The 18,963-nt window shown below is 61.9% G+C and carries 16 protein-coding genes and 1 pseudogene; 3 read left to right on the top strand and 14 right to left on the bottom strand.

Annotation, left to right across the window (positions count from 1 at the left end; all coding sequences use genetic code 11):
- Positions 1–48: 48 nt before the first annotated feature.
- From KDG50_02820 to KDG50_02755, 14 genes and pseudogenes are all read right to left on the bottom strand, one after another.
- Positions 49–648, bottom strand: a complete 600-nt coding sequence (locus KDG50_02820) for a 7-cyano-7-deazaguanine synthase (GenBank protein MCB1864334.1) — start codon at positions 646–648, stop codon at positions 49–51.
- Positions 645–1,853 carry a nucleoside 2-deoxyribosyltransferase gene (locus tag KDG50_02815; GenBank protein ID MCB1864333.1) on the bottom strand — a complete coding sequence of 403 codons (1,209 nt, stop codon included), beginning with the start codon at positions 1,851–1,853 and terminating at the stop codon, positions 645–647. The genes KDG50_02820 and KDG50_02815 overlap by 4 nt, the downstream gene beginning before the upstream one ends.
- Positions 1,854–2,433: 580 nt before the next feature.
- Positions 2,434–5,175, bottom strand: a complete 2,742-nt coding sequence (locus tag KDG50_02810; GenBank protein ID MCB1864332.1) for a conjugative transfer ATPase — start codon at positions 5,173–5,175, stop codon at positions 2,434–2,436.
- Positions 5,172–5,588, bottom strand: coding sequence for a TIGR03751 family conjugal transfer lipoprotein (locus KDG50_02805; GenBank protein ID MCB1864331.1), 417 nt, complete (start codon positions 5,586–5,588; stop codon positions 5,172–5,174). The genes KDG50_02810 and KDG50_02805 overlap by 4 nt, the downstream gene beginning before the upstream one ends.
- Positions 5,545–6,942, bottom strand: a complete 1,398-nt coding sequence (locus KDG50_02800; protein ID MCB1864330.1) for a TIGR03752 family integrating conjugative element protein — start codon at positions 6,940–6,942, stop codon at positions 5,545–5,547. The genes KDG50_02805 and KDG50_02800 overlap by 44 nt, the downstream gene beginning before the upstream one ends.
- Before the next feature lie 4 nt (positions 6,943–6,946).
- Positions 6,947–7,678 (bottom strand): TIGR03749 family integrating conjugative element protein, encoded by a 732-nt coding sequence (locus tag KDG50_02795; protein ID MCB1864329.1) that lies wholly within the window; start codon positions 7,676–7,678, stop codon positions 6,947–6,949.
- A gap of 85 nt (positions 7,679–7,763) precedes the next feature.
- Complete coding sequence (locus tag KDG50_02790; protein MCB1864328.1) at positions 7,764–8,486, bottom strand: TIGR03746 family integrating conjugative element protein; 723 nt, start codon at positions 8,484–8,486, stop codon at positions 7,764–7,766.
- The gene (locus KDG50_02785; protein MCB1864327.1) at positions 8,389–8,769 is read right to left on the bottom strand and encodes a TIGR03750 family conjugal transfer protein; all 381 of its coding nucleotides are present in this window, start codon (positions 8,767–8,769) and stop codon (positions 8,389–8,391) included. Before KDG50_02785 ends, KDG50_02790 begins: the two co-directional genes overlap by 98 nt.
- A 7-nt stretch (positions 8,770–8,776) precedes the next feature.
- A pseudogene (locus KDG50_02780) lies at positions 8,777–9,058 on the bottom strand (TIGR03745 family integrating conjugative element membrane protein).
- Positions 9,059–9,216: 158 nt separating this feature from the next.
- Positions 9,217–9,447, bottom strand: a complete 231-nt coding sequence (locus tag KDG50_02775; protein ID MCB1864326.1) for a TIGR03758 family integrating conjugative element protein — start codon at positions 9,445–9,447, stop codon at positions 9,217–9,219.
- Between the two features lie 9 nt (positions 9,448–9,456).
- Positions 9,457–9,759 carry a conjugal transfer protein gene (locus KDG50_02770; GenBank protein MCB1864325.1) on the bottom strand — a complete coding sequence of 101 codons (303 nt, stop codon included), beginning with the start codon at positions 9,757–9,759 and terminating at the stop codon, positions 9,457–9,459.
- Positions 9,760–10,253: 494 nt separating this feature from the next.
- Positions 10,254–11,651 (bottom strand): AdeC/AdeK/OprM family multidrug efflux complex outer membrane factor, encoded by a 1,398-nt coding sequence (gene adeC, locus KDG50_02765; GenBank protein MCB1864324.1) that lies wholly within the window; start codon positions 11,649–11,651, stop codon positions 10,254–10,256.
- Positions 11,651–14,815: an efflux RND transporter permease subunit gene (locus tag KDG50_02760; GenBank protein ID MCB1864323.1), complete on the bottom strand. Its 3,165-nt coding sequence runs from the start codon at positions 14,813–14,815 to the stop codon at positions 11,651–11,653. Before KDG50_02760 ends, adeC begins: the two co-directional genes overlap by 1 nt.
- 11 nt (positions 14,816–14,826) lie before the next feature.
- On the bottom strand, positions 14,827–16,020 hold the full coding sequence (locus KDG50_02755) for an efflux RND transporter periplasmic adaptor subunit (protein MCB1864322.1): 1,194 nt from the start codon (positions 16,018–16,020) through the stop codon (positions 14,827–14,829).
- 178 nt (positions 16,021–16,198) lie between these two features.
- Here KDG50_02755 and KDG50_02750 point away from each other — a divergent pair, with 178 nt between their 5' ends.
- The 3 genes from KDG50_02750 to KDG50_02740 form a co-directional block, all read left to right on the top strand.
- The gene (locus KDG50_02750) at positions 16,199–16,813 is read left to right on the top strand and encodes a TetR family transcriptional regulator (protein ID MCB1864321.1); all 615 of its coding nucleotides are present in this window, start codon (positions 16,199–16,201) and stop codon (positions 16,811–16,813) included.
- 99 nt (positions 16,814–16,912) lie between these two features.
- A complete protein-coding gene (locus KDG50_02745) occupies positions 16,913–17,986 on the top strand; it encodes an HlyD family efflux transporter periplasmic adaptor subunit (protein ID MCB1864320.1) in 1,074 nt (357 codons plus the stop codon).
- On the top strand, positions 17,983–18,963 hold a 981-nt coding region (locus tag KDG50_02740), incomplete at its 3' end, for an ATP-binding cassette domain-containing protein (protein MCB1864319.1). The genes KDG50_02745 and KDG50_02740, both read left to right, overlap by 4 nt.

Here is an 18,963-nt window from a genome sequence, read left to right as displayed (position 1 = left end):
CAGACTTTTTCCAAAGACTTTCTCGGAAGATGGGGTGTATTTATTTCACTAGGCTTCGGCATAACCAAGTTCTGCGACAACCTCCCGATGCTTGACACAACCGCGGCACTGTCCGCAAGCAATGTTACTGGTGTGACATGAATGCGCCCAGGCAAGCAGTGAATATGGAATACCAGATTGATTTACGAGATCTGCTGTTGACATGTCAATTGCTGGCGCGCCCACCAACATCGCCCCTTCTTGCATAGACAAGAGATCACTAATCGTTCGTATGAATTCTTTTGTCCCGTCACGATGGACTGAATCAGTCCCGACAGTGGCGATTAACAAGCGTTTGACTCCATTTGGAATCAAACGCATGGCTGCAAGCGTAATCAATGCTTGATTTCGGTATGGCCACCAATCGCTTGCAGGCGCGTCCTCAATAGCTGGAGTACCAGCAAGGTCTCCCGAGCCGAGGGCACTCAGATCTACTGAAATGGTTACGTGCTGAATACCTAAACGATCAGTGAGAATTCTAGCGGCACGAATCTCGGCTGCAGCAGGCCTCTGACCGTAGTCAATAGTCACTGCAATATCGGGTCTCTCCTGATAGGTCAAGGCGAATGAGTCCATTCCTCCAGAAAGCAGCAAACCGACCTTACTCACGCGAGCGCCTCCCACTGCGCATGGTAGATGGCGCTGGTAAAATCACGAAACACCTTACACTTTGTTCCGTATAGCATCTTCATCGCTTCATCCGTTGTCTGTTCACCAAAAGCAACGACTGGGAGCCCCTTCTTTACAGCGTAACCAATCTCAAATAATGTTCCGGCGTCAAGTCCGTCGCATAAAGCAAGCATCACATCCGCGTCTTCTATGCCTTGTATATCAGCAGGAACTACCTTGTCAGCATTACCGATACCTACATCATGATATGGAGAGAACACCTTGAAACCAGCGCTCAGAAGAGCTGTCCTCGCCTCCTCGACAAGCCAGAGCTGGCTCATTGTGAAAAAAGGTCCCGCGAGATAGATCATTGCATCCGAAGGTTTTCGAGAGGGCTCGAGGAGTGGAAATATGAAATCCGCGCCCGTAAGGACCTCACGACGAAGTGGGATCTGCTTCCGACCACAATACAACGCCGCAGCCCTGGATGCATATCGAGCGGCTTCCGCTGGTGAGCTATTCTCAGTTCCCCAGAAATGCGCGAATACTGCCGCGAACACATCACCTGAGCCAATCGGCCAAACATTATTTGTAGCATAAGCCGCTACGTGATCAGTCGTTGTTGCCGTATAGACTTTGGCACCATTCGCCCCGGATTTGACCACTACGACTACTACACAAGGCTGATCCAGTAGTATTTTGGCTGCTCGGGCGATATCGTCCTGACCTGTTAGCTTGTATGCTTCTCCCCGATTCAATACATAGGCTAATTCCTGCGCTGCTGAACCATTAGCATCGAAACGTTCGGGTCTCTCGGGATTCTGAGGATCGTATATAACCCTTCTTCCATTTACGACCGCCTTTCCCTCCAGCATACCGAATTGAAGGATAATGTCGTCTGAGACTCTTATCTCTGGCGCATCGTCTACAGGTAATCGTGTAGGCCTGATTATCGGGGAAGAGAGCCCGTGGTAGTAAGTGAAGGACACAATTTCGGGCACAGCAAAAGCATCCAAATTGAGATTCCAAATTTCCTTTACATGGTATTCGATATCGTGCCGCCTATTCTCCCCTACAAAGCTCGTCAGAGTGATGTCGGGGTTCATAAGACTCAGGGCCGCCGCTGCACGTCCGCCACTGCCGTATATAACATCATCTTCAGGAAAGATGGACCGCTCATTGTAGATGCCGCCAACGATTCTCATGACGATAGGCCCCCTTTACTTGGCTGATATGTGTACCTTTATCAGTCCATCCTGAATAGCTCTGACCACGGCCACATATTCGAAACCGTCACGTAAACACTCGATCAGCCTTGCAATCGATGACCAATTGACCGAGCCTAACGTATCCCCCGTATCCTGCCGCACGACGGCAACTGTATTGTTGCTCAATACGACATCCAATCTGTCCTGGGTTTCGAGTCCTTCCATTGCATGCTCTTGGGGTGAATTGATATCAGTGTTGAAGCTGATGCTCCCACAATCCTTCACCGGCTCGAAACTACCCCCTCCACTTCCACCGCCACTTCCTGACATGCGTATCCCCTTGATATATCTAAGAACAAATCGAAAATGCACTGCCAAGTATAACCCGTTATGCTGCTTACACGATACATAACGAGTATGGCAATTGCCTCCCCCCTCTTGGGTCTACATGACAGGGATATAATGAAATTGCGATTTTGTTTTCTCGCAAGTGGCCATGCCGAGCATCCTAAATGGCAGCTATGGCTCGGCGCAGCTCATTTGGGATATGGGGGGGTGAAGCGGGCGCAATGTCTTCCTATCCGCGGCGACTCTCAGCAATCTGCTCCGCAATAGCATAAACCGCCTCGAGCTCGCTGCAGTTGCGTTCGCGCATGATTGCCGCGCGCTCCGCCTTCTCGTGTTTCTCGGTCATGGCGAGTGCCAGGGATAGTGGCGGCGGTACGTTGCGGAACAGAGCTTCCAGGTTATCGGAGAGCACCACGCCTTCGACGTACTTGCCGGGTTCCTTGCGGGCCGATTGCAGCAGACTGCGTTGCACGTCGGTCAGGTCCTTGAAGCGTGCGATCTGCTCGACTTCCTCTTTGGGCATGACCAAGCACATCCACCACTCCATCATGTTGAGCATCTTGCGGCTGGCGTCGGGGAAGTCCTCAAGGTTCTGGGTGGCGATCCAGAACCAGGCGCCGAGCTTGCGCCACATCTTGGTGATCTTGACCACGTAGCGAGCCAACAGCGGATTGGTGGTGATGATGTGACCTTCGTCGGTTACCACCAGTGTGGGTCGGGCGTCGTGCTGGTGGCGCTCCACCAGGTCGTTGATGTGGCTCATCATGGAGATGTAGGCCACGGTGAGCTGATCCTCGTAGCCTTCGCGCGCCAGCATGCCCATTTCCAAGACGGTGACGTCGGCCTCCGGCCAGCGGGTGCCGGGCCGGTTGAAAAAGTGGCCGGCGAGACCGGAGCAGAACAGCGCCATGCCGTCGCCCATCTCGATCGCCCGGTTGCGCCGGTGCTCGGGCAGGCTTTGATCCCGTCCGATGGCGTGCAAGGCACTGACCACGTCCTCGGTGATTACCTGGTCTCGCCCACTCTCCTTCACGGTCTTGGCGGCCAAGAAGATGGCGTTGCGGATGAGCAGTCGATCGGCCCGGCTCACGCGGGCGTCTTCGCGCTCGTCCCCGCCGGTGATCATGATCCGGGCGGCGATTTCCATCTCGCCAAGAATATCTCGACCGCCGCCCTCGTCTTCGACCTCGTCATCGTCGTCGACCAAGTCATCCGGTTCTTTGCCGAGACGCACACGGTGTTCCTTGTCCAGCACGCGTATGGCATCCGCGAACGGCGGCAGACTCACGTCCACGTTCGGGTTCAAGGTGACCTGGTTGACGGAGACGTCGTGAGCCTGGAAGTGCTGACCCAGCAGCGAGAACGACCCGCCGGCCTCGATGATGAAGATGCGCGGGCGGTACACCGCGGCCATCTGTTGCAGCAGGTAGACCAGCAGCGCCGACTTGCCCGCCCCGGTAGGCCCGAGGATCAGCATGTGGGCGTTCTTCTTGCGGTCGGCCCGGTGCAGCGGATCGAAGGCCAGCGGCTCGGCGCCGCGGTTGAAGAACACCAGCCCCGGGTGACCGGTTCCCTTCGAGCGGCCGTACAGGGGCAGCAGATTCGCGGTGTGACTGGAGAAGACCAGGCGTGAGCGGCGGCTGGACTTGTCCAGCGACACGTCATAGGCCATGGGCAGATTGCGAATGTAGCTGTCCAGCGCGAGGAGATCCGCTTCCTGCAGGATCGGCTGCAGGCCGTTGGGCAGCAGTATTGCATTCAGTTGATTGACGTTGGCGCGCAGGGCCTTGGGATTATCGCCGCGCACGTAGAAGGCGATGCTCACCGGGTAGAGCTTATTGCCCTGCGCCATCTCCCGCTCCACGAGCTCTGCATCCTCGCGTGTCAACGCCGCTTCGGCGGAGTCGCCCACCGCGGCCCGCTTGACCTGGGCGATGTGGTTACGGGTGAAATCCTGCGGCTTGAGCGTCAGGGTGAGCACCATCACGGTGTGTTCCGGTAGACGATCGAACAGCGAGAAGACATGGTCGCCTGCCTGGCGCTCGGCGGTCATGTGCCCGACCTCTGGCGCCCGCCGTAATCCCTGGATCGTGACTACGGTATGCGGCAGACCATCGAACCACCAGGTGGCGGTTTCATTGTCCGAGCGCGGCATGGTGAGTGTGAGCCGTTCGGCCAGGTCGTAGCCGAACGGGAGGTCCGCGTCGCCCGGATACGGGGCGATCTCCAACAGCTTGTCGGGATCGCCATCGGCGATCGCCGGTTTCGGATTGAACCACTTCAACAACCACTCGTAGAGATCCTTGCCGGTGCCACGCCGCGCGTGAATGCCGGCCGAGGCCAGTGAGGCGACCCACTTGGTCGCCACGTCGTTCATCGCTTCTTCCACTTCGACCGCCGTCGGCATCTTGCCTTTGACCTTCATACGCCGATAGAGCGTCGCGCGCACACGGCGCACCTGTCCCCGCCAATGGGTTCCGGTTACGGCGGTGTCCTCGAACAGCCCCCCGGGACGGGTGATCCGCGCCAGGTGCTGCGCAAACGTGTCCTGGTAGTGCCGGGTGAACGTGCTGTCCCTGGCGCTCGGCTGCGCATAGGCTGCGACTTCCTTCTGGAATTCTTTCAGGCTCGGCTCGTCCTGCACGTAGACCTGCAAGATCCACGGCGCGTCATCTTCTTCGGGAATGGCATCGGTGAGTGCAGTCTGGATGGCATCACGCAGTTGCCGCATGAACTCCGGGGTGCGGGCCTCGGTGCCCGCCGGGATGATCTCGAACAAGACGCCCACACTGACTCCGTCTTCCAACAAGAAGGTGCGGCTGTCCGGATCGTACTCGACCCAGGGCAGCAGATCAGTGAAAGACGGCGGGCGATCGTACAAGCGCTTGACTTCCGCCGTGGTCAACGGCGCTTGCGCCGGATCGTGTGCCTTCTTGGCTGAATCGCTAGCGAGAGACTTCGCCATGTTCATTTCCGCTGCAGGTTGGCCGGCACTTCGCCGGGCAGCGCGTACTCGACCCGCTCATACATCGGAAAGGTCGTCACGTAACCTGGCACCGGCACCTGCTCGTCACCGGCCAGGTGCGGAAACACGTACATCACCAGACTCGGATTCGGCAGCCGGGCAAAGGTGGTGTCGATCTCATTGTGGGCCTCGCGGGTGTAGCCATGGAGCGAGCCGTCACCGTCGACGAGGGGACGATCGCCCAGCGCCTGGCGCACCGCCATGGGATCGTTCGCACCCGACTCGCGCATGTGCTGCTCGTAGATCGTCTTCATGGGCGGGCCGTCCTGTGGCAACACGGCGTCCTTGGTACTGGCACAGCCGCCCAGCACGAGACTAATCAAGCCGAGTGCGCTGATAAGGGTTAATGGCTTTCGCATGATCGAGTTTCCTGCCTTTTAGATCGAGATCGATGGGGAGCTCCACGTCGACGTGGATGGCGAGGCTAGCACCTGCCGGCACGAACACCGCGTCGAAGCTCTGCGACTGACGTTCCAGGAGCCACTTGGCAACCTCGTCGCTACCGCCGGCGATGGTCTTGCCGAGCACGTAGGTGCCGGCATCGCCGGTGACATTGTTGCTCGCCGCGCCGCTGTCACTGACGACCGTTGTGGTCTCGGCCGCGGCCGCTGCATCGGCGGCTGCCTGAATGGCCATCACGCCGATACGCTGGGTGAGAAACGCCGGGGCGTTGGTCTTGCGTTCCCCACTGATGCAGGGGATACCCTGCTGATCCGAGATCCAGCCCAGGGGCCGCTTGTTGCCGCCGGACTGACCGCCGCGGTCATCGCTGGAGATCGTGCGGATGGTGCCGTCGTCGAACACGAAGGTCACCGAGTCGAGCCTGCCGGTGACGCAGGACAGCGTCCAGTCGCCGATGGCCGTACCGCTCCATACCATCCCCTGCACGCCGGGCACGGTGAGACCGTTGGCGGCGAGATTGTCGGCCCCGGTGATCACCTTGAACGGCATGGGGTCGCGCACTTGTCCTTGTATCGGAACCCGTCCGACCAGGGCCGTCATGGCCGTCGAGCCGATAAGCGTGGCGTTGCGCGGGACCGTGTAGACCGGATGCACCATCTCCAACTCACGGGCGATATTGCCTGTCTGCTCGCGGGCGGTACTCAGCGCACCACCGGTGGACTGGCGCACCTGGTGCAACAGCCCGGTTCCTTTCGCGCCGCTTGTATCTTCATCCATGGCATCCAGCGGATCGATCCAGACCAGGCCGCTGGCGGTCGGCACCCCTGCCCCGCCACCGTCGAAACCCAGTCCGACCGGGATGTCGCTGGCGCCCTTTGTCGACTTCCCCGGCGATAGCGATTGCGACAAGGCATCCACCCGTGCCGTCAGCGACGACAGCACACTGGAATCCAGGCGATCCTGCGCGGTTTTGTCTTTCTCGCGCGACAACAGTTCGCGCTTGACCCGCGTGGCCACGTTCTCCTCGATCTGCGCGCGACTGCTCAGCAGACGTTGGTTCTCATTGCGCAGTGTCGCGTTGTCCTGCCGCAAGGCTTTGACCTCGGCGGTCATCGCCGCGACGTTCGCGGTCAGGGTCTTGATGGTGTCGGCGGGCGTGTCGGCGTCCGGCACCGGCGCCTGCGGCACGGCCTCCATCACGATCTGGTCATCCACGCCGTTCGAGCATGACTTGAGGGTGACGAACACCAGCATGAGCACCACGACGCCGGCGATGATCGGTAACAGTCGATTGCTGGTTGCGATGGCCATGGGCTTACCTTGCGGCCTCGAACGGTCGCGCCGAGATCAGATACACCGCCGTGGTGTCCGCCTCACTGCCGGCGGCCAACAGGCGGTTGTGCTGAAAGGTTGCGGTCAGCCAGGTACCACGCAGGTTGCGCGGATCCAGTGTCTGCGGCTGATCGGTGCGGTTGGTCAATTTGACGGCCGTGACATACAGCGCCCCGGCCCGCCAGGCCATCAACGGTGTTGCATCGATCGCGCCCCCGTACAGCAAGCTGACTGGCCCGTGCATTACCGGCACACGGACGATGCCCGGCCAATCCTGGACGAGGCGCGCGGGTGCATAGAGCTGCTGAGCCGCGAACCGGGTCAGGGCAACGTAGCTGTATTGCGCCGTTGCGTCATGACTCGCCAGGGATGAATCCGTCGTCTCGGCGTGACCCTCACCGTTCGTCTTCACGTACACCTGCACGGGATGGGTCTGGCCGCCCTCTTGAGTCGCGGACACATCGAAGAGAAACATCTGGCCACCGTCGATGCTGCGTACCATGACACGGGTGGCATCGAACGGTGCGCTAGCGAGGAAGTAAACGGTTCCGTTGACGCTTTGAGTACGCAGCAACGGCTGCAGGGATGCCGGCACAGCTACTTTGATCGCACCCGGAAAATGCACCAAACGTTCGTGGCCGACCTTGAGATCGAGCTGGATGGGCGTCCTGTTCCACTCGATGCGCTCGGTGACTTCCGACTCGGCATGGACCATCGACTGCACCAACAGCAGCCCGACTCCCAACCAGAAAATGACGCCACGTTTGAGATTGTTGATTGAATACATGCGTTGATCCCCCTCAGCCGCCCTGCCCGGCCTCGTTGTTGAGTTCGGATTCCGCCAGACGCCGCGGGCCGTCCGCCGCGAAACCGTCCAGTGCCAGCCCCCAAGGATTCGACTCCGGATCGACGGCGAGTCGCACGACGCGCAGCGGATAACGGATGGTCGTCTTCTTCACCGTCATGCCTTTCACCGACTCGTAGAGATCGAGATCCAGCCACACCACCCAGACACCCGGGGCCAGCACATCGACTCGGCGTTCTTCATAGCCATGGCCCGGCACCTCTTGCACGCCGCGTACGCGGTAGGCCAACTCGCCCTGTTTACCCTTCAACTCCATGTCCGCGATGAGATCGGCCCGATACCGTGGGGTCACATAGGACGAGATGCGGAAGATCGCTTTGCCATAATCCCGCGCCCCGTCCTCGGGCCAGCGATTGAGTTGCTGAAAGATGTAGTAGGCGAAGGAGTACACGTTGGCCGGCGGTACTTCATCGACGGCCAGTGTCGCGCCGGAGCGCAGGTCTGGCGGGACGTGGACGGTCAGGCGTTGTGGTGCCTGGCTCCAACCGAACCATAGCGCCAGGATGACGACGATCTGTACGGCGATGATCACCCACAGCGAACGCAAATGGGCGCGCACGTTATCGATCTCGTAGCGGTAGCGTCGCACTCCGACTCCTCCCGATATCCCAGGCGCCGCTACGCCGAATGAACGGCGACCGGCGCAAGCCGCGATCATCCAATTGAATGGCGATCTGTTGCTGGTAATAACCGTCCGGCCGCCCGCGCTTGAGCCGCTGGAACAAGGTGGCCATCATGATCACGGTGGCGACCACGCCCACCCCGGCGATGCCGAAGCCCATGGTGACCGCGCCCATCAGCCCTGCCAGGAGAAGAGAGACAGGCAACCAGATGAGCGCGGCCACACCCACGATGACGCCCAACTCGGACGACGAGCAGCCCTTGAAGATCGCGGGCTCCGCGTTGAGCCGATTGGCCAGAATGTCGTCGCGATTGGACATAGGCTTGTTAGATAACGCCGGCGGCTTCGGTCAGCAGGTAGCTGGCGAAAATCAGCACCACGGCACCGACTATCCCCAGCACGCCGACTTCGGCCCACTCGGCTTTGCCCTGGCGCGCCTCGTTGAACTTCGCGAAACCGAGATAGGCGATCCACAGGAACCCGAGTACCGCGATGGCCAGGCCGAGCACCAGACCGCCGTCTTTGATGTAGCCCTGGATGAGGCCGACCCAGTCACCCGCCGCCGGCGCTGTACTGGGCGGTACCGGTGTCGGTAAGGCCGCCCACACCGACTGATACGCAGACATCGCCAGCAGCCCGATTGCGGCTGCACCTTTTTTGATAGTCTTCAGCATGATTGCTTTTCTCCGAGGTAACGGGGTTTCCCCCTTTGATGAACACCGGGGCATTCCCCGAACTTTTGCTGCAATGGCGTGAATCATCGCCATCACCGCAGATAAAAACCCAACACCATGAGTACGATGCTCGCGCGAAGCGCGCTCCACATCACGTCGAAGATGCCGACCTGGCCGTCCTGCCAGGCACGGAAGGTGCCCAGCGTCACCCAGATCACCCACACGAAAGCGAGCACGATCACTACAGAGGCGATGGCCGTGAGTAGCGTCGCGGAGGTGACTCCTGAGCCTGCCTGAAATGCCGTGTCTTGAGCGGGTGTCATGGCTTTGCATCACCGCCGATAGTCACCGCGCAAAGACGGAAAGGTCCGCGGCTCCGAGCGCGGGGCGTCGATGTGGTCCTGGATGCCTTGCTGTACCCTCGCCAGATCCTGGCGCAGCCAGTCGTAGCGGAAGCGAATGCGCGCATCCGGCTCGGCCTGCGACTCCGCCTTGCGAATCAGCACTTCGAGCGCGTCGAGTTCATGGGCGATCCGCGCCAGCGCTTCGCGTTCTGCGTCGGCGTCAGCAATCGCGGACTGCATCGGCACGGCCGTGCTGAGCAGTCCGACGACTAACAGGTGGGCGATGCGCATCGATGTCTTCCTCATGGTGTTCATGAGGCGCCATGGTGCGGTATCGGGTTAGGACGGGATACGGGAAATCAATTCCGTAAGGTGCGGGGTTTTGTACCGACGACAATCGTAATGAGATTGCCGACTTTCAAGTAATGTGATCGTCCGCCCGGCCAAGCAGGCGAGAACTTAACCACTAGCATGCCGTGACTGGCCACAGTTACTGAAAGCAGTCAAACAGATTTAAAATGCGACCGGCTGCCCACGACCCTTTTGGAGACGGTCAGCGCGATTGCTACGATCGGCTGCTCTTCGGCCGAAGCAGCCGGTCCCCACTTTCCACACCCGGTCATTCAGGAACGTCTGCTTCTGAAGATGCCGAATCGTCATTTTCGACTCATTGCAGACGGGTTGATGGAGAACGCCAGTCTTAAACGAACAATCACCGATTGCAGCATCGCATGTGCCCACACAAAATCGAAGGGCTGCGCGTCGTTATCTGGGCACAGCCTTTATCATTGCCAACCACCGCCGAGCACCTTGTACAACGCCACCCGATTAGTGGCGTCGGCCAGCCGCACGAAGATCAGCTCCTGTTCGGCAAGGTAAAGCGAACGCTGGGCATCGAGCAGGCCGAGGAAGCTGTCCACCCCGCCCTTGTAGCGCGCTTCCGCGAGGCGGAAAGCTGCCTGCGTGGCCTCGACCTGCTGGCGCCGGGCGTCGAGCCGCTCGGCGAGCGTGGCGCGGTCGGCGAGCGCATCGGCCACCTCGCGGAACGCGGTCTGGATAGTCTTCTCATAAAAGGCCACGTTGATGTCGCGCTGCACTTCTGCCACATCGAGACTCGCCTGCAGGCGGCCGGCCTCGAAGATCGGGATGCGGATCAGCGGAATGAAGTTCCAGGTGCCGGAGCCGCCTCCGAAAAGTCCGTCCAGCGTGCTGCTGGCAGTGCCGGCGGCGGCGGTCAGGCTGATGCTCGGAAAGAAGGCCGCGCGCGCGGCGCCGATGCTCGCATTGGCCGCGCGCAGGCTGCGCTCCGCCTGCAGGACATCGGGGCGGCGGGTGAGCACCTCGGAAGGCACGCCCGCAGGCAATTCGGCGACCGCGCTGACCGTGTCGGTGAGTGTGGCGGGCAGCAGATCGGCGGGCACCGGTGCGCCAACGACGAGCGCCAGCGCATTCTCGTCCTGCGCGACGAAGCTGCTGAAACGCGCAACGTCGGCACGCGCGCTTTGCAGCAGTTGCTGCGATTGGTGCACGTCGAGTGCCGAGACCGCACCGGCTTCGGAACTGCGGCGTATCAGATCGTGGGACTTCAGCCGCGATTCGTAGGTGTTGCGCGCCAGCGCCAGGCGTTCCCTGTCGTACGCGAGTGTCATCCAGATGCTGGCGACTTCGGCCACCAGGCTGATCTGGGCGCTGCGGCGCGCTTCTTCGGTGCCAAAGTAGAGTTCGAGCGCCTGCGCATTGAGGCTGCGGATCCGGCCGAAGAAATCCAGTTCATAGGCAGAAAAGCCCACGGTGGCGCTGTACTGGCGGAATACGTCGGCGTCGCCGCTGCCGCTGAGATCGCCCGGCAGGCGCTGCGCGGTCTGCCCGCCGGTGGCGCCGATCGTGGGGAACAGGTCAGCGCGCTGGATGCGGTACTGCGCGCGCGCCTGCTCGATGTTGAGTGCAGCTACACGCAGGTCGCGGTTGTTGGCGAGCGCCAGCGCAATCACGTCGCGCAGTTGTGCATTGGCGAAATAGTCGCGCCAGATGATGGCGTCGGCCGGCGTTGCCTCAGCTGCCTGGGGCGCATTCGGAAAATTCGCCGGTATTGGCGCCACGGGCCGCTGGTATTCCGGGATCATCGTGCATGCGCTCGCGAGGCTGGCGGCAATTGCGACGGTCAGGGTGCGTAACGGGCTCATCACTTGACCTCCAGTTGGGCTGCTGCAGAGGCTGCGTCAGCCGCCTGTGACTTGCGCTTGAACAGGCGCATGATCACCACGTAGAACAGAGGGATGAAGAAAAGGCCAAGCAATGTGCCAACGAGGGTGCCGCCTAGTACGCCGGTGCCGATCGCGTTCTGGCTGCCCGATCCGGCGCCGGTGGCGATCGCCAGCGGCAGCACACCAAGGCCGAAGGCAAGCGAGGTCATCAGGATCGGACGCAGCCGCATACGCACAGCATTGAGCGTGGCAGTAATCAGGTCCTTACCCTCCTGCTCCATCTGCGCCTTGGCGAACTCCACGATCAGGATCGCGTTCTTCGACGACAGGCCGATGGTTGCCAGCAGGGCGACCTGGAAATAGATGTCGTTCGACAGGCCGCGGCCGGTCGCGGCCAGGATCGCGCCGAGCACGCCGAGCGGCACCACCAGCATGACCGCGAACGGCACCGACCAGCTTTCGTACAGCGCGGCGAGACACAGGAACACCACCAGCAGCGACAGCGCATACAGTCCCGGCGCCTGCGTGCCCGAGCGGCGCTCCTCGAACGAGGTGCCGGTCCATTCATAGCCGATACCCGGCGGCAGTTGCGTCATGATCTCCTCGACGGCCGCCATCGCATCGCCGGATGAAAGACCAGGCGCGGCCTGACCGAGCAATTCGATGGAGGGCTGGCCGTTGAAGCGTTCCAGACGCGGCGAACCGTAAGTCCAGCGCGCGGTGGTGAACGCTGACAGCGGTACCATCTCATCGCGGTCGTTGCGCACGTACCATTTCGAAAGATCCTCCGGCGTCATGCGCGCAGCGGCCTCGGCCTGCAGGTAGACCTTCTTGATGCGGCCGCGGTCGATGAAGTCATTGACGTAGGTTCCGCCCCAGGCGATCGCGAGCGTGTCGTTGATGTCGGCGACCGAGACGCCGAGCGCGCCAGCCTTGGCGTAGTCGATCTGCAGCTGGTATTCGGCGACATCGTCCTGGCCGTTGGGACGCACGCCGACCAGGCGTTTGTCCTGGGCGGCCATACCGAGGAACTGGTTGCGCGCGGCGGTCAGCTCCTCGTGGCCGACGCCGCCGCGGTCCTGCAGCTGCACGTTGAAGCCGCTGGAGGTGCCCAGTTCGATCACCGCTGGCGGCACGAACGCGAAGGCCATCGCCTCGCGGATTTGCTGGAAGGCGCCCATCGCGCGCGTGGCTACCGCATGGATCTCCTGCTCGGGTTCGGGGCGCTCGCTCCAGTCTTTCATGCTGATGAAGCCCAGGCCCATGTTCTGCCCCTGGCCGCCGAAACTGAAGCCGGCGATGGTGAAGATCGAGCGCACATTGTCCTTTTCGTTTTCCAGGAACTGATGCTCGACCTTCTTCAGCACCTCGACGGTGCGCTCCTGGGTGGCACCGGCCGGCAGCACGACCTGAGTGAACATCAGGCCCTGGTCCTCCTCCGGCAGAAAGGCGGTGGGCATGCGCATGAACAGGAGCGCGAGCACGCCGACGATGGCGACGTAGATCGCCAGGAATCGCAGGCTGCGGTTCAGGATCCTGCCGACGGCGGATTCATAGCGCTGCCGGCTGCGCTCGAACATGGCGTTGAACCAGTGGAAGAAACCGCTGAACCAGCTGCCTTCGCCGTGCTCGTGACCTTTCTCGATAGGCTTGAGCATGGTCGCGCACAGCGCCGGCGTGAAGATGATCGCCACCACCACGGACAACGCCATCGCCGAGACGATGGTGATGGAGAACTGCCGGTAGATGACGCCGGTGGAACCGCCGAAGAAAGCCATCGGCACGAACACCGCCGACAGCACCAGGCCGATGCCGATCAGTGCGCCGGTGATCTGGCGCATCGATTTCTTGGTCGCTTCCTTCGGCGACAGCCCTTCCTCACTCATCACACGTTCAACGTTTTCGACCACCACGATGGCGTCGTCGACCAGCAGACCGATGGCGAGCACCAGGCCGAACATGGTGAGCGTGTTGATGGAGAAACCGGCCGCCGCCATCACGCCGAAGGTGCCGAGCAGCACCACCGGCACGGCGATGGTGGGAATGATGGTGGCGCGGATGTTCTGCAGGAACAGGTACATCACCAGGAAAACCAGGATCACCGCCTCGATCAGCGTCTGCACCACACCCATGATGGAGAGCCGCACGAAGGGCGTGGTGTCGTAGGGAATCACCGCTTCGACGCCGAAGGGGAAATACGCTTTCATGCCGTCGAGCTTGGCGCGCACCGCATCCACAGTGTCTAATGCGTTGGCGCCGGCGGCGAGCTTGATGCCGACGCCCGCCGCCGGTTGCCCGTTGTAGCGGCCGACGTTACCGTAGGTCTCGGAGCCGATCTCGATGCGCGCGACGTCTTTCAGACGCACTTCGCCACCCTGCGTGGAACTGCGCAGCAGGATTTGCTCGAACTGCTCGACGGTCTCAAGGCGGTTCTGCACGGTGATGGACGCGGTGAATCCCTGTCCCGGCACGGCGGGCGTGCCGCCGAGCTGTCCGGCGGACACCTGGGCGTTCTGGTCGCGCAGCGCGGTCTGCACGTCGATGGGCGTGAGCCGGTAGTTGTCCAGCTTGGCCGGATCGACCCAGATTCGCATGGCGTACTGCGAACCGAACACCTGGATCTCGCCGACGCCGGTGACGCGTGACAGCGGTTCCTGCACCGAGGACACGAGGAAGTCGGCGAGATCGGTGCGGCTGTGCGTGCCGTCCCTGGACACGAAACCGACCACCAGCAGGAAGTTGCGCGCCGACTTCGCCACCTGCACGCCCTGTTGCTGCACGGCGATGGGCAGCAAGGGGAGGGCAAGCTGGAGCTTGTTCTGCGTCTGCACCTGGGCGATGTCGGGATCGGTGCCGGCGTCGAAGGTCAGCGTCACGGTGGCGCGGCCGAAGGAATCGGACGACGAGCTCATGTAGAGCAGGTTGTCGAGGCCGGTCATCTTCTGCTCGATGATCTGGGTGACGGAGTCCTGCACGGTTTTCGCCGAGGCGCCGGGATAAGTGGCGTTGATGGCGATGGTGGGCGGCGCGATGGCCGGATACTGCGACACCGGCAGCGTCAGGATGGACAGTCCTCCGGCGAGCATGATGACGATGGCTATGACCCACGCAAATATTGGACGGTCGATGAAGAAGCTGGCCATGGCTCGTTACCTCACTTCGCCACAGCAGTTGCAGGAGGTGCGGGGTTTGGCACTGTACCGGCCTCCTGTGCCTGCACTGGCGCACCCGGTTTCACCTTTTGCAGACCTTCAACAATGACGCGATCGCCGACGGCGAGGCCTTCGGTCACGACCCATTTGTCGCCGATTGATTGCTCTACCTTAACGGTGCGCGGCTCGACCTTGCTCTCGCTGTTCACCACCATCACCTGCGCTTCCCCGCGCGGCGTGCGGCTGACGGCCGCGTGCGGCACCAGCATGGCAGCGCGATTCACGCCCTGCGTCAGGCGTGCGCGAACATACATGCCGGGCAACAAATCACCCTTCGGATTGGGAAACACCGCGCGCAGGGTCACGCTGCCGGTGCCTTCGTCGACAGATACTTCCGAGAACGCCAGCCGGCCTTCGGCACCGTAGACGCTACCGTCTTCCAGCACCAGTTGCACTGGCACCGTATTGCCTGCAGCGCGCTGCAGCTTACCGGATTCGAGATCGCGTTTCAGGCCCAGCAGCTTCGCACTGGACTGCGTCACGTCGACATAGATAGGGTCGAGTTGCTGCACCGTGGCGAGCGCTGCTTCCTGGTTGGCGGTGACCAGCGCACCCGCCGTCACAGTCGAACGACCAATGCGTCCGGCAATCGGCGAGCTAACACGGGTGAAGTCGAGATCGACGCGCGCCTTGTCGAGTGCCGCCTTCGCCGTGCCGACATCAGCCTGTGCCTGCTTCTGTGCGGCCTGTGCTTCTTCGTTGGCCTGCGCGCTCACTGCCTCGATCTTAACCAGATCGGCGTAGCGAACGGCCTTCTGCCGCGCGACTTCCAGGTTGGCATCCGCCCGTGCCAGACTCGCGCGTGCACTGTCATAGGCCGCTTGATAGGTCGCCGGATCGATCCGGTAAAGCACCTGACCAGCCCTAACATCGCTGCCTTCCTTGAACATTCGCTCCTTGACGATGCCGTTCACCTGCGGCCGCAATTCAGCCACCAGGTAAGGTGTGGTACGGCCTGGCAATTCAGCTGTTATCGGCACAGATTCGGGCTGCACCGTCATCACGGTAACTGCAGGCGCCCCTTGCATGCCGCCGGCAGGCGCGTTCTGTTGCTCACCGCTGCAAGCGTTGAGTAGCAGGGTGCTTGCCAGTGCCAAACCTACGGGTAGTAATCGCAGGATGCGTGGGGTCTGCATGGATAGCCTTTCGTGAATGTGTGCCGTCTGCATTGGTAGGCATCCTGATGAAGGGTTAATACATTATAGATTGAACGTTCTATCTAGTATGAATGTTCAATCTATACTAGTATTAAAACAAATGCAAGATTCGAATTGCCTTCTCGCACTTCTGCGCCTCCCACTTTGGAGATCAAACATGACCGCCACTCACGACCAAGCATCCAACACTTCGCGAGCTGATGCGCGACGCACACAGATCCGCACAGCTGCAGCTGACTGCTTCCGCCAACACGGCTTTCACGGCACCAGCATTGCGCAGATATCAAAAACAGCCGGCATGAGCACCGGCCACATCTATCATTACTTCGAGAATAAGGAGGCGATCATTGCCGACATCGTCGCCCAGGACCTGGAGCGGCTACTGACGCTCACCGCTGAACTGCGTGCAGCAAGCGACGTCAAAGCGGCCATGATCGAGCGCGCTGTCGAGGGGGTACGGGACAATCTCGACCCGAGCACGGCTGGACTACAACTGGAAATCGTCGCCGAAGCCGCACGCAATCCGCATATCGCCGGGATCGTGCGCGCGGCCGACAAACAGTGCCGGGACAGCCTCGCCGAAACCATCCGTGCTACACGGCAAGCCGCCGGCCATGAGGACAATGCGGCCACGCTAGCAGGTATGGTGGAAGCCATTTCGGCCATGTTCGAAGGATTGCGTATTCGAGCAATCCGCAATCCTGACATTGATCGGGATGGCGTGGTGAGGGTGTTCCGGCGCATGGTCAGCGACCTCCTCACGCAAACGTGAGCGCGGACGAGCGAAGGCAACGACCACTCGCCACGGTGGCTATACGCAATTAACCGGCCCAGAATTTATCGAACAACACCACGCAAGGTAAAAACAACGATGACCCCACAGCAAAAGACATGGTTAATCCGAACGGTGGCCGTGCTGGTCGCCGGTGTGGTGGCATTTTTCGCCTGGCAGCACTATGGACTCAAGGAAACCGAAACCGGACTGGTCAGCGGCAATGGCCGTATCGAGGCCGTCGAGATCGATATCGCGGCCAGGACCGCGGGCCGGGTCAAGGAGATCCGGGTCGACGAAGGCGACTTCGTCCGGGCCGGGCAGGAACTGGGGCGAATGGACACGGCCGTCCTGGAGGCGCAGCTCCGGGAAGCCGAGGCGCAGCTGCAACGGGCGCGCATCGGCATCGAGACCGCGCAAAGCCAGGTGACCCAGCGCGAGGCCGAGAAGCAGGCCGCCGAGGCGCTCATCGCCCAGAGAAAGGCCGGGTTCGACGCGGCACAAAAACGGCTCGCCCGCACCCGGGAGCTCGTCACGAAAAACGCCGTCTCCGAGGCGCAGCTCGACGACGACCGTGCCGCGGCCGAGGCGGCGAGGGCCGCGGTCGCCTCCGCGCAGGCGCAGGCCGCGGCCGCGCAGGCCGCCATCGGCCAAGCCAAATCGAACGTCGTCGCTGCGAAATCGGCGGTCGAAGCCGCCCAGGCCACCCTCCAGCGCATCCAGGCCGATATCGACGACAGCGTGCTGACCTCGCCGCGCGACGGCCGCGTCCAGTACCGCGTCGCCCAGCCCGGCGAGGTGCTCTCCCCGGGCGGCGTGGTGCTGAACATGGTCGATCTCACCGATGTCTACATGACCTTCTTCCTCCCGACCGAACAGGCGGGACGGGTCGCACTGGGTGCCGAGGCGCACCTGGTGCTGGACGCCGCCCCGCAGTACGTGATCCCCGCCGAGGTCTCCTTCGTCGCCGACGTCGCCCAGTTCACGCCCAAGACGGTCGAGACGGCCGAGGAGCGGCTGAAGCTGATGTTCCGCATCAAGGCGCGGATCGACCCGGGCCTGCTCAGGAAGCACCTCCACCAGGTCAAGACCGGTCTGCCGGGCATGGCCTATGTACGGCTCGACCCTCGGGTGGAGTGGCCGCCTGAACTGCAGACCCGGCTGCCGCAATGAGCCGTGATCTGGATGCTCAGATCAAGGATGGCGGCGGCGCGGCGGCGGTTGCGCGCCTGCGCGATGTGTCCCTGCGCTACGGCAAGGTGCACGCGCTCGACGCCGTCGATCTCGACATCCCGGCCGGATGCCTTGCGGGGCTGATCGGCCCGGATGGCGTCGGCAAATCGAGCCTGCTGGCGCTCGTCGCCGGCGCCCGCGCGGTCCAGACGGGACAGGTCGCGGTGCTCGGCGGCGACATGGCTGATGCCCACCATCGCCGCGGAGTCGGCCCGCGCATCGCCTACATGCCGCAGGGCCTGGGGCGCAACCTCTATCCGACGCTCTCGGTGTTCGAGAACCTCGACTTCTTCGGGAGGCTTTTTGGGCATGACGGCAGCGAACGGGCGCGCCGCATTGAGGCGCTGACATGGGCCACCGGGCTCAAGCCGTTTCTCGATCGGGCGGCGGGCAAGCTATCCGGGGGGATGAAGCAGAAGCTCGGCCTCTGTTGCGCGCTGATCCACGACCCGGACCTGCTGATCCTGGACGAGCCGACCACCGGCGTCGATCCCCTGTCGCGGCGGCAGTTCTGGGAGTTGATCGCCGGCATCCGCCGCACCCGGCCCGGCATGAGCGTGCTGGTGGCCACGGCCTATATGGATGAGGCGGCGCGCTTCGACTGGCTGGCGGCGATGGACGGCGGGCGGGTGCTGGCCAGCGACACGCCCCAAGGCCTGCTGCAGAGCACGGGGGCGGAGTCGCTTGAGGCAGCCTTCATCCGGCTGCTGCCGGAAGACAAGCGCCGGGATTATCGGGCGGTCGAGATTCCGCCGCGGCCGGAAGACGATGGCGACCCGGCGATCGAGGTCCGGGATCTGACCATGCGCTTCGGCGAGTTCACCGCGGTCGATCATGTGAACCTGCGTGTCCCACGGGGTGAGATCTTCGGTTTTCTCGGCTCCAACGGCTGCGGCAAGACCACGACGATGAAGATG

The organism is Chromatiales bacterium, from assembly GCA_020445605.1.
GTDB lineage: Bacteria > Pseudomonadota > Gammaproteobacteria > JAGRGH01 > JAGRGH01 > JAGRGH01.
This window is presented reverse-complemented; position numbering and strand designations above follow the sequence as displayed.